The sequence below is a fragment of the Vibrio sp. OPT18 genome (genome assembly GCF_015163615.1).
Classification (GTDB): Bacteria; Pseudomonadota; Gammaproteobacteria; order Enterobacterales; family Vibrionaceae; genus Vibrio; species Vibrio coralliirubri.
On the sequence record NZ_JADDYK010000028.1, the window covers coordinates 131,078 to 142,578 of the forward strand.

The 11,501-nt window shown below is 45.1% G+C and carries 10 protein-coding genes and 1 pseudogene; all 11 read right to left on the minus strand.

Annotation, left to right across the window (positions count from 1 at the left end; all coding sequences use genetic code 11):
* Positions 1–1,033: helix-hairpin-helix domain-containing protein (locus IQQ51_RS26675; protein ID WP_322632737.1), on the minus strand; the 1,033-nt coding region annotated here is incomplete at its 3' end.
* Positions 1,030–1,467: a VPA1267 family protein gene (locus IQQ51_RS05515; RefSeq protein WP_193840557.1), complete on the minus strand. Its 438-nt coding sequence runs from the start codon at positions 1,465–1,467 to the stop codon at positions 1,030–1,032. The genes IQQ51_RS05515 and IQQ51_RS26675, both read right to left, overlap by 4 nt.
* Positions 1,468–1,509: 42 nt before the next feature.
* Positions 1,510–1,932 carry a hypothetical protein gene (locus IQQ51_RS05520; protein ID WP_061026077.1) on the minus strand — a complete coding sequence of 141 codons (423 nt, stop codon included), beginning with the start codon at positions 1,930–1,932 and terminating at the stop codon, positions 1,510–1,512.
* A gap of 10 nt (positions 1,933–1,942) precedes the next feature.
* Positions 1,943–4,261: a hypothetical protein gene (locus IQQ51_RS05525; RefSeq protein WP_228012689.1), complete on the minus strand. Its 2,319-nt coding sequence runs from the start codon at positions 4,259–4,261 to the stop codon at positions 1,943–1,945.
* A complete protein-coding gene (locus IQQ51_RS05530; protein ID WP_193840558.1) occupies positions 4,258–5,904 on the minus strand; it encodes a hypothetical protein in 1,647 nt (548 codons plus the stop codon). The genes IQQ51_RS05525 and IQQ51_RS05530 overlap by 4 nt, the downstream gene beginning before the upstream one ends.
* Positions 5,901–7,229 carry a site-specific integrase gene (locus IQQ51_RS05535; protein ID WP_193840559.1) on the minus strand — a complete coding sequence of 443 codons (1,329 nt, stop codon included), beginning with the start codon at positions 7,227–7,229 and terminating at the stop codon, positions 5,901–5,903. The genes IQQ51_RS05530 and IQQ51_RS05535 overlap by 4 nt, the downstream gene beginning before the upstream one ends.
* 113 nt (positions 7,230–7,342) lie before the next feature.
* Positions 7,343–7,978 (minus strand): endonuclease III, encoded by a 636-nt coding sequence (nth, locus tag IQQ51_RS05540; RefSeq protein ID WP_061038813.1) that lies wholly within the window; start codon positions 7,976–7,978, stop codon positions 7,343–7,345.
* Positions 7,979–8,142: 164 nt separating this feature from the next.
* Positions 8,143–8,835, minus strand: coding sequence for an electron transport complex subunit E (locus tag IQQ51_RS05545; RefSeq protein ID WP_012603531.1), 693 nt, complete (start codon positions 8,833–8,835; stop codon positions 8,143–8,145).
* Complete coding sequence (gene rsxG / locus IQQ51_RS05550; RefSeq protein ID WP_193840560.1) at positions 8,835–9,464, minus strand: electron transport complex subunit RsxG; 630 nt, start codon at positions 9,462–9,464, stop codon at positions 8,835–8,837. Before rsxG ends, IQQ51_RS05545 begins: the two co-directional genes overlap by 1 nt.
* A gap of 13 nt (positions 9,465–9,477) precedes the next feature.
* Positions 9,478–10,524: an electron transport complex subunit RsxD gene (gene rsxD / locus IQQ51_RS05555; protein ID WP_050633736.1), complete on the minus strand. Its 1,047-nt coding sequence runs from the start codon at positions 10,522–10,524 to the stop codon at positions 9,478–9,480.
* Positions 10,524–11,501 (minus strand): annotated as a pseudogene (locus IQQ51_RS26680) (electron transport complex subunit RsxC); the annotation flags it as partial. The gene rsxD and the pseudogene IQQ51_RS26680, both read right to left, overlap by 1 nt.

Genomic DNA, 11,501 nt, shown 5'->3' on the forward strand with positions numbered 1-11,501 from the left:
AGGTTAAGTCATAGGGCAGTTCCGCAGCCGCAGAGCAATAGGCAGCATTGGCGTTTTCATCAAATAAGTCATTTCGCTTAGTCAGTGCATTAAGCCGTTTGGCAACGACACTTTCCATCAGAAGTTGCGCCGTTGGGTGGTAGGCTCCTGTGTCGGGATTTAAAATATACTGAGCTTTATCATGGCCGGATTGGAACGACTGAGTGACCAGTATTTTGTCTTTCAATAGTTTGTTGAGGTAAGGGCGCACATTGGCATGAGTGGTATAGGTGTGACCTTTTTCAATCTCCTTGCGAATCGCCATTTCCAGAGCCGCGCTGAGCCTTCTTGGGTCATCCTTCGCAACATCGCTCTTAAAATCCGTTGCCTTGATAATATCTTCAATGGCACTGAACGAAAGACCAAAGCCCATCAAAGCATAAGGATTATCCTTAATTACCTCTATAGAGGCTTCACCGTGATGCTTGAGCAGCCGTTGCTGCACACTGGCGGGGATGTTTTGCTCACTCATCCAGTTGCAATGTGCCAGATTTTTATATTTGGCGTACCCCTTAAAGAGCGCTTCCACTGAATCGTCACTCAGAATCGATGTTAGACGCTTTCTAGAGTCTGGGATGTCATTTTGCAGTGTGGCATGGAAGTCTTTACCTAAGAGCTGCCAGAGCGCCCTAGCTTTGCTTTCACCAATACCTTTAAAGTCAGTTTCTCTTGCGATAAAACGAATGAGTTGTTCGCCAGTTTCGGGCAGCATGCATTCAACATGCTTGGGTGATTCATACGTGTGCTGCTGCATGACATAATCACCCATCTCCATATTTTTTATCTGGCGAGCGCCTTTGACTGACCAGTGCTGACCCAGCGTTGGAAGCACAGGGATACTATCGGGGTCGGCTTTGATAGTGACGTAATACTTCCCACTATTAGTTTTGTAAGAGTCTTTCGCCAGCGGTACACCGCTGAATATCACCATCTTGTTCGAGCGATAAGGGATACTGGTGACACGCATTTGGTCTTCATGCAAAGCGCTATTCATCGTGGCATCAACCCCATTTCGGATAAAGTTTCAGATAGCTCACCAAAGCGCTCAAGTCGCTTTTCAAGCTCCTTGACCTTGGCTTTCAATTCAATGTTCTCAGCTTCTAATGACGACACCCGTTTTGAATCGAGCAGCTTTCGATTTGCTGTGTTGTCGTAGGCTTGAGGTTTGCTCTCATTCTTGTTGGCAGCGTCGCTCAACGGTGGCAGGACACCTTTGCCGCGCAGTTTATCTTCTAAGGCTTTGAGCGCTTCTTTGAGGGCAGGGTTTTGGTTTAACGCCGATTTTCCACAGCCGATGCCCTTTGCCACCTCGTTTCGATTAAGCTGACCTCGGAACATGATTTGCTTAAAGTCATCGTCCGTCTGTGTGGCTTTCCACACTTCAAATGCTTCCAAGTTTTGCTGTGCTTTCTGCTGACCACTTGCCATGTTATCTCTCGCTATATCGTAATTCGAGGTTTAGCTCTATTTCTACTTATTGCTGCGCTCAACGTCTTGTAAGGTCTTTTGAAACACATCCATGACACTTGGGTTAGTTTTGCCTATGCTGGATAACTTTTGAATGAAAGCCTGAAGCTTACCAATCTCTGACTGTGCGACCGTAAGTTGCGCTTCCAGCTGTATCACCTTTTCTGCTAAATCCACGTCTTTTTGCAAGTAAGTAAGCAATTCCTTGTTTTCAGGCGAAACAGGCTTGCCCCTTAAGGCTTGCTTTTTCTGTTTGTACTCGTGCTTGATATTGGCGTACTTGTCGAGCGTTTGCCTCGTGGTTGCAATACCTAAGCTGGATTCTACTTTTGTGACTAATAAATCCCATGTTAACTTGCCTTCCCAGCTTCGAATAAGGGCCTGTATGGAAATTTGTTGGTCGGTTTCTAGTGATTTAAGTGCCATATTGTTTACCCTAGAGTGAGTCCAGAAAGCCTAAGAAATTATCCGTTGCTTCATCTTGGTTTTTGTCGTTTTTTGCCTCAATAGCAGCTTGCAGGGCTTGCTCGGCATCAGGCAACGCTAACTTTTTCTCTTCCACCGTTTGGGTCTCTAAGTTAGTGATTCTTATGCTGTTTGAGCGAGCTAGCAAGCGCACCATACGACCTTCTTCTATTGCCTCATCGGACAGCACTTCAATGAGTTTTTTTAGCATGCAAGTATTGCGATAATAGGTTTTGTACCACTTGTGCTGCCCTTCACTTGTTTCAAAGTTAATAGACGCTTGAATCCTCTCCAAGTTGTGCGTTTGCACTTTCAAATCCTTTTGGAGTAAGTCTATTGCCTCCCTATCATGGGTTACATGACAAGAAGATGAGCATAACGCACATTGCGTCTCAAACTCCGACATATAAGTACAGGGTGAGAGGGCAAGGTTTTGATCGCAAAACCCTGTCTCATGGACAAAAGTCGGTGTTTCATTGTCGATTGCCTTATTAAATTGATCCATGGTCGCAATACGAAGCTTTAGCTTATTTTCGACATCGCTTTCTAGTTCATTAGAGTAAGAGATGTCCCCAATGACAGATGCGTTCTGAGCGTCAGTGGTATGGATATAGGTCAGTGTTTGCTCGGCGCTTTTTCGGCCTGACAACATAGAAATAAGGTGGTGAGGCAGTCCTTTTTTAGCCAGAAGATCATTTTGCCAATGACGCAGTTGGTGCGGCTTGAGCAAAAAGCTGGATGAGAACCCGTGTCGCTCAAAGAGCGTAAGCCGATTTTTATTGCCTTTTATTAGTTCGTCAGAAAAGAGGCCACTTAGCGAACTGATAGGCACTAAAAGGAAGGGGTGTTCCACTCTGCCGCCAAGCTGCTTTTGTGTGTAGGCAAATAGTGCGTTCTCAAAATCGACACGCTTATTTTGCCCTCTATTGTAACCTTTTAGGTGAGATTGATTCATCTCGATGGTGTGATTCTGAAACTCTGCCACGGTGAGTTCTTCCTTGCCTGCTGTGTACTTATCGTATTGATACTGCATTGAAATCGCACACCCTGTAAGGGTTTGAGAGTAAGGGTCTTTACCTTTAAACACCAGTGTATCGAAGGCTTCAAGCTGTGCAATGGGCTTGAGGAACTTTGGATGATGCGGTTTATATGTTCTATCTATTGCCCCCTTCGTATCAGCCGTGACGCGAGCACATTTGTCACTACCGTCAAAAAAGCCCAGCAGCAAACCAAGGTGTAATAGGTTGGTTGATTTGCTCATGGAAGGCTTAAGCAGGGCAATATTCTCATCGCTGGGCTTGAATTCACCGAGCACTTCTTTCAGAGGGCGGTTCGGCTTTCGATAGAACCGAGCCAGCGCTCTTGCAGGCTCTGTAGCGAGAATGGTGTAGTACAACGCTCTGTCTAAGCTATCGACCATTTCTGCATTAATGTGGTTGGCATTATCCTTATACCCCTTCGAGCCTCGCCAGTTGAGGTAATGCACCGTTTTTTCCTCGCCATCGACAACTTGTGTATGAGGCTTTATGCGTTGCACTGTTAAAAGCACTTGCTCTGCGCCGATTCGATTAGGTGAAGCCATGCCAAGTGCTGCCATTGTGCAACTAAAGCTGTCTCGCTGCTCTTGCGTTGGTAATAAAAGGGGTTGCCAAGCCTCAACATCTTCCTTGTCACCATCCTGATAGGTTGGAATAACATCATAGAAGATAGCCCCGAGCGCCAGTAGTGCGTTTTCGGAGGGGAGCTTGTTTTGTTCTGCTTGCAATGCATCATCGCCACTTTTATTGCGAACTGATTCTGCGGTAGTCTTGATGTCGGGCTGACAGCTTTTCGCGAGCATTTTATGTTGATGCAGCCAGTTGATAAAAGATTTTAAGTTAGTACTGTATATCATAAGGTTGATGGCAGCTTGAATCCTTTCAAGGGTGGCGGTCGCGATATTCTCATTTAGGTGACAAAGGAAGATTCTTGCGGCTGCGATTTTTTGTGCCTTACTCTCTATAGATATGTTTTCTTTGAATATATCAAGTACATAGGTCAATAATAAGTCATGCATATCAGGTGCTAATCGATCTTCATCCGTGAAGCGCGTTCCCACTTTTGGCATCTTTCTATTTAGATTACAAAAGTAAATATTCTGGGTTCTGTTATCACTGTCGGTAAACGTGACAGCAATATCTTCCCAAGATGCCTGCTCACCTTGAGCGTTAGTAAATCCAATCAGAGGCTGCGCTTTCTTTTTGGCAACATAAGCGCGTTGATTATCAATGTAGCGGTTAATCTGACTCATTTTTGCGCCCCCACTTTCATGGTTTTTCGTTCTTCGCACAGCATAATTGTCACTCTGATATAGAGAATAATGGTTTGCAGTCGTTTAACCGTAGCGGGGTGGCCTGATTGACTATTAATCGCCAGTTTACGCTCTGCCTTATCTAAATATTGCTGATGGTTTGCGGTTTCCAAAGGTCGAAAGTTATCACAGGGATAGCACCCCATTGGGGCGGCTCCCTTTGATTGACAGCTTGAGCAGTTGGTCGGGTTAAGTTTGTGTCCCATCTCTTCATCAAACGGGCTTTTCACCTTAAAGTCAGCGTGTTGCTGTAATTCTTTCGAAGATACGCTATCAAAACGTTGTATGACACTGTTACCCGCAAAGGCTTCGTCAATTTTGACTCGTTCAGGCGCTTTTAAATCAAGGTAATTTTGTATTGCTTCTATCGTGACACCTGTAATTGCAGCAACTTGCGCAGGGCTTAACCCCATCCAGGCGGCGAGGGTTAACTGGGTATGACGCCAGCGATTGTTTTTAAATTCAAGAGGCTGATGAACGAGGCGATCACTTTTAATATCGAGCTTTTTATTGAAGAGGTAAGTAATGTTGCCTATAAGAGAAACTGAAGATGTGTGAAATGCTTCGGATGTATCGCTCACGGATTGAAAGAGACTCTCTTTTGTATCAAATTTCGCGGAGAATACACTTTGGTCTGGAAACAAGGGAAGTCGTTGCATTAGCTCTTTTGTTTCACTCTCAGAGAGGACAACACCGCTCTTGCTCAATGAAGCGCAAAGGAAGGTTTCGTACACTTGGTAATACTGAAGCAACAATTCAGACAGATTTGGCTCCAGGCGATGAGAACGTGACTCGGCATCGACTCTAAACGCTCCATTTTTACCTTTGAAGGTTCGTAGGTGCAATTGCTCTACATCAGAAAAATGATGCTGTGTTAAAGGTTGCCAATCACGGTTGCTTTCTTTGTGCGACTTAAATGTTTGACCGACCCGCAAAAGGTCACACCATTTAATTTTAACCAGTTGGGTAGGTCTTCTTACAATTGCCACCATCAATTGGCAAGCCAGAACGTTTCTAAGGCGAGTGAAAGGCTGTGCTGTTGCAATCTCACTGCTGAGTGCATGGAGGGTTTCAATTCTTAGTGCTTCAAGAAGGTTATCACGCTCGATTTCACTGTAAGCCCCCGTTGTTTCATCAAGGATATTTTTTGAGCCACCTTGTCTGCCTAAACTCTCATTCTTAACGAGGTCATAGAGCGGAGTAAGAAGACTGCTGTTGTACACATGACTTCGTTTGCTAAATGCGGATAGGGCATCTTTTACTGTCTTTTTATAGCTCGTGAGCGTTAACCACCACGCCTCAAAAGTCGTTGGCTCTAAGTAATCGCAAATGGTTTTTAAGTTGCTGACATGCCCACTTATGCTTGAATAAGCATAATGTTTGGCAGCGTGCGCGATAGCCAGTCGTAGGTCGAGAAAGGCTTCGCTATCTAACGCATTCATCCAGCCAAGGTAAAGCGGCTTCTTGTAGCCAAGCAACCATTCATCAGAAAAGAGATCAAACTCGTAACCCGTTTCTTTTGATTGAAAAGTTCGTTTACCTTCATAGCTTTTTTTTAAGCTTTTAAGTTCAGCGCTGTTCATTTGCTACCTCTCAGGTTGGGTACGGATTGGCTCAGGTTCTTGGATGAAATTTCAGCTACCGTCATGGCTAACTGGAACTCGTTGTAGACTGATGCCATTTTTGAATCTTCTACCCAACCCATCGCATATTTGCGAAGGTCTTCGATTTTATCCGGTGAGAACCCTTTGGCTTTGGCTTTGATTTCAAAGATTTCATTCCACTTATGACGAAGTAGATGTGGATGTAGTGCTATCCCAACACAATCTCCAATCGTCTTAATGACTTTGTGAATTGCGTTGTAAGACATTGGCTTTCCGATAGTTCTTCCTTTTTCTGAGATGAAAACGAAATCATGTTCATGAGAGTTTGGTGTACTTTTGCGCACTGTTTCGATGTAGAGCTTAATCAGCTTCATTAAATCGTGAGAGATTGAAACAGATAATGCTTTTGTTTTGTTTGCAGCGGGAAGACGCCTTGTGTCCGTAGGGTCATCGGGGGTTCGGGTGAGCAGGAATCTAGGATTGTCCCAATCGTCCACTAAATCACTCACTTTCAATTTCAAGACAGCCCCAACACGAACACCTGTATCAATCAATATCTGGGTGATAATTTGATTTCGAAGCTTGCTCGACTTGAAGGGGTTGTTTGAAGAACGCTCTTGAATAACCTCTAATAAATTAAAAAATTTATCGGATGGAATGACCGATTCAAGGGGATCTTTTGTGATGGTATTGTCTTTTCGGGAGCTAGAAATTGCTGTACTGATGTAGAGTTTGAATTTATTAAATTGGTCATCCGTGGAGATTTGCTGCTCAGTCTCAGCTTTATCGTAGTGATGGCACACATATAAAAATTCAATGTAGGCTTTAAGACGGTTGAGGCGTTGATGAAAAGTATGCGCTGATACTTCTGGTTGACTGTTGGATGTCGCATGGATTGCATCCCTAATTCTTTTATCGGTAAGGCTAACTACAGTGCCGCTTTCGCTCTCATCCTCAGTGTCCACATAGAATTTACAAGCATGAATATAACCGTCTATTTCCTCGATAGATAGAAAAGAGCCACTTGCTACACGCTCGACAAGGTCAATGTTCTTTTGCATGAAGAAGCAGTACAAAAACTTCAACTCATAAGCATATTTCTTTCGAGTGTAGAATGATGGTGACTGTTTTGATTTCCCCTTTTTTGAATTCACCTTTGAAAATGGGGACTTATGATTGCCATTGAGATAAGCGTTAAGGTGCAAGCAGCAAGGTAGACCACTCCCCCGAACAACTACGGGAAAAGAAGCGTTATCTATATCTTTGTATATCCTAACTTGAATACTTTCACTCAAACCAATCATTACAAAACTCGTTATCAGTTACACATAATTATACCATATGTGCTTTTTTAATATTTGTAAAGCAAAAAAAAGGATTCCAACTGGAATCCCTATCTTTATCGTACGTTAGCTCTTTACGTTTTTTTTGGTGGAGAGTACTCACAGAGATCTTCAATGATACAGCTGCCACAGCGTGGTTTACGTGCGACACAGGTGTAACGTCCATGAAGAATGAGCCAATGGTGGACATCCAGTTTGAATTCTTTTGGGATAACTTTAAGTAGTTTTGCTTCGACATCGTCGACGGTTTTACCCATCGCTAGCTTAGTGCGGTTTGATACACGATAGATGTGAGTATCAACGGCAATGGTTGGCCAACCGAAAGCGGTATTTAACACTACGTTTGCTGTTTTACGTCCAACACCTGGAAGGGCTTCTAATGCAGCGCGATCTTCCGGTACTTCACCATTATGTAGGTCAAGCAGCATACGACACGTTTTGATGGTGTTTTCTGCTTTTGAGTTAAATAGGCCGATGGTCTTGATGTACTCTTTTAAACCATCAACACCTAGGTCGAAAATAGCTTGTGGAGTATTGGCTACAGGGTACAGCTTATCAGTCGCCTTGTTCACGCTGACATCGGTTGCTTGTGCAGACAATAGAACGGCAATCAGCAGTTCGAATGGGCTGTTCCAATTAAGCTCAGTCTCTGGCTTTGGATTGTTTTCTCTTAAACGCTCAAGTATTTCTACTCGTTTTACATTGTTCATAGCGACATTACTTTCAAATAGTTAGGGCATGAAGCTTGGATTGCTTCTGCTTTATCATCGGTTACGCGCTCTTATGAGCGTCATTATTATATGTACTGTTTAGATCTGATTTTTCCCGCTGGGTGATTGAGCTAACTCAGCGGGGTTTAAGTTAATTTAACTTATTAAGCATTGGTAACGCGAGCGCGTTCAATGACTGGTTTTTCTTGTTTTGGTTGTCTAGATTTTGCTTGGTTATCGATGATGTTTTTCAAAGCAATTAAGAAACCAACACCAATAAAGGCACCCGGTGGAAGCAGGGCTAACAAGAAGCTGTTGTCAAATTGGAAGATCTGGATTCGTAACACAGAAGCCCAGTCACCAAGCAGCAGGTCTGCGCCATCAAATAGGGTACCGTTACCAATAATCTCACGCATCGCACCTAACACGACCAATACTGATGTCATGCCTAGACCCATCCAGAAGCCATCTTGAGCCGCTGGTAGCACTTCATTCTTTGAAGCGAAGGCTTCCGCACGACCAATGATGATGCAGTTGGTCACGATCAGCGGGATGAAGATACCCAAAGAGAGGTAAAGCCCATAGGCGTAAGCGTTCATTAGCAATTGAACACACGTTACTAGCGAGGCAATGATCATTACGAATACTGGGATACGCACTTCTTTTGGTACGTGGTTACGAACCAAAGAAACAGAAACGTTTGAACCGACCAGTACAAGCAAGGTAGCAATACCTAGCCCAAGTGCGTTAGTGACTGTTGACGATACGGCCAGCAGCGGACATAACCCAAGAAGTTGTACTAGGGCAGGGTTATTGGCCCACATGCCATTTTTGATCAGTGTTTTATGGTCACTCATTATTCACCACCACAATTTAGAGGTTGAGCAAGCAATGCTTGGTTGTTTTGGTTAACGTATTGAACCGCTTGTTTGACTGACTTCACGACCGCTCTAGGTGTGATGGTTGCACCAGTAAACTGGTCAAAGTCACCACCGTCTTTACGAACCTTCCAACGGTCAAGATTAGAATCTGTTACTTGTTTGCCTGCAAACGAAAGAACCCAATCACTTACACGCAAATCAATCTTATCACCCAAACCTGGAGTTTCTTGGTGAGAAAGCACGCGAGTACCTAAAATAGTACCGTCGATCTTCATTCCAACAATCACTTTAATCGCGCCGTTGTAGCCGTCTGGGGCAATCGCTTCGATCGCAATCGCACTCGGCTCACCATTGATTTTAGCAATGTAAGCAGGCATCGCTTGCTCAGTTCCAAGCTCTTCTGTTTGAACCAAAGTACAAGACGAAAACAGCTCGTTGTCGTGCAGATCGTGTGGGATCACTTGGTTAAGAACAGACAGTAACTGAGCCTGTTCTTGTTGTTTGATCTGATCTTTAGTCAGGTAGTGAGTTACCGCGACCAAACCCGTCGAAGCACACGCAAAGATCGCGAGTACAAGGCCGTTTTTCTTAATTGCATTTAGCATGGTATCCGCTCCCTTAGTGGCCGTATGTACGAGGTTTGGTATAGTAGTCAATCAGTGGAACACACATGTTGGCTAACAATACAGCAAACGCCACGCCATCAGGGAAACCACCCCAACTGCGGATGATAAATACCAAACCGCCGATCAGAGCACCAAACACCAAGCGACCTTTCACTGTTGTTGATGCTGAAACAGGGTCGGTCGCAATGAAAAATGCGCCGAGCATAGTCGCACCAGACAATAGATGAATGGTCGGTGATGCGGTCTCGCCAGGAGTGAACATCAAGAACACTAGGCTAAATAGGGTCAAGCTTCCCAGAAACGCTACTGGGATATGCCATTGAATCACGCGTTGCTTGATAAGCACTAAGCCACCAATAAGGTAAGCAAGGTTTACCCATTCCCAACCCACGCCAGCTAACCAGCTAAATTGAGGTTGAGACAGAGCTTCAGACGCTGTGTTGCCTGCCGTTAGTGCGGTTTTGAAGGCATCGAGTGGCGTCGCCATTGTGGTGCCATCAATCCCTAAACGAGCTTGCTGTAGAGATAATCCTTCATTATTGAAGCCAGTAAAGATCATCAAGAATGAGTCAACAAAACTGGTTGCTTCAGCCGTTAAGCTAGCTGGAGCATTCCAACTGGTCATCTGAACTGGGAATGAGATCAGCAAAACAACGTAAGCGACCATCGCTGGGTTAAATGGGTTTTGCCCAAGTCCGCCGTATAGGTGTTTCGCGATGACAATTGCGAAGAACATACCTATCACTAGAATCCACCACGGAGAGTGTGGAGGAATCGCGACACTGAGTAGCCAAGCGGTGACAACAGCACTGTAATCACGTAGCGCCATCACTGGTGGGCGCTTTCTTAGCAGCATGATTGCCGCTTCAAAGGTAACCGCAAGTGCGATAGCAAATACTAACTGGATGAGCGTACCCCATCCGAAGAAGTAGGTTTGAGCTAGTAGACCTGGCAATGCACAAATAGCGACCCATTTCATCAGATCTGGGGTGCTTCTACGACTGTGTGCGTGCGGTGAGCTGGCGATAAAGAAGGCCACTACTCTTTCTCCTCATTATTCTTTTTATCTAGCTCTTGCTGTGCTTTTCTTGCTTTAGCACGAGCAATAGCGGCAGCAACAGCTGCTTTCTTAGGATCGACTGGTTCTTGTTGAGTTTCAGCTTCAACTTCAATCACTGGCTCAGGAGTTTCTGCTGTTTCGTCTTGCTTAGCCTGCTGTGCTTTCTTAGGATCGACTGACTCTTGTTGAGTTTCAGCTTCCACTTCAACCACTGGCTCGGGAGTTTCTGCCGTTTCGTCTTGCTTAGCTTGTTGAGCTTTCTTAGCTTTAGCACGTGCAATAGCGGCAGCGACAGCATCTTTCTTAGTGTCGCCAGAGCTTTCAGCTGGAGCTTCACTTTCGGTTTGAGCAGCTGATTCTGTTTGTTGTGCTTTTTTCGCTTTAGCGCGAGCGATAGCTGCAGCAACGGCGTCTTTTTTAGCATCACCAGTACTTTCAGCCGGAGCGTCAGAAGCTGATTCCGCTTGTTGAGCTTTCTTGGCTTTAGCGCGAGCAATGGCCGCAGCGACAGCATCTTTCTTGGCATCGCCAGAGCTTTCTGCCGGAGCGTCAGAAGCTGATTCCGCTTGTTGAGCTTTCTTGGCTTTAGCGCGAGCAATCGCAGCAGCTACTGCGTCTTTCTTGGCATCGCCGGTACTTTCAACTGGAGCCTCGGAAGCTGATTCTGCTTGTTGAGCCTTCTTCGCTTTAGCGCGAGCAATGGCCGCAGCGACAGCATCTTTCTTGGCATCGCCAGTACTTTCAGCCGGAGCGTCAGAAGCCGATTCAGCTTGTTGAGCTTTCTTCGCTTTAGCACGAGCAATGGCCGCAGCAACAGCATCTTTCTTGGCATCGCCAGAGCTTTCAGTTTGAGCGTCAGATGTTGATTCCGCCTGCTGAGCCTTCTTCGCTTTAGCGCGAGCAATAGCCGCAGCGACAGCATCTTTCTTGGCATCGCCAGTACTTTCAGCCGGAGC

Coding starts and splice junctions, on each gene's coding strand:
- IQQ51_RS05515 (WP_193840557.1), bottom strand. CDS start 1,467: ATGGCAAGTGGTCAGCAGAAAGCACAGCAAAACTTGGAAGCATTTGAA.
- IQQ51_RS05520 (WP_061026077.1), bottom strand. CDS start 1,932: ATGGCACTTAAATCACTAGAAACCGACCAACAAATTTCCATACAGGCC.
- IQQ51_RS05525 (WP_228012689.1), bottom strand. CDS start 4,261: ATGAGTCAGATTAACCGCTACATTGATAATCAACGCGCTTATGTTGCC.
- IQQ51_RS05530 (WP_193840558.1), bottom strand. CDS start 5,904: ATGAACAGCGCTGAACTTAAAAGCTTAAAAAAAAGCTATGAAGGTAAA.
- IQQ51_RS05535 (WP_193840559.1), bottom strand. CDS start 7,229: ATGATTGGTTTGAGTGAAAGTATTCAAGTTAGGATATACAAAGATATA.
- nth (WP_061038813.1), bottom strand. CDS start 7,978: ATGAACAATGTAAAACGAGTAGAAATACTTGAGCGTTTAAGAGAAAAC.
- IQQ51_RS05545 (WP_012603531.1), bottom strand. CDS start 8,835: ATGAGTGACCATAAAACACTGATCAAAAATGGCATGTGGGCCAATAAC.
- rsxG (WP_193840560.1), bottom strand. CDS start 9,464: ATGCTAAATGCAATTAAGAAAAACGGCCTTGTACTCGCGATCTTTGCG.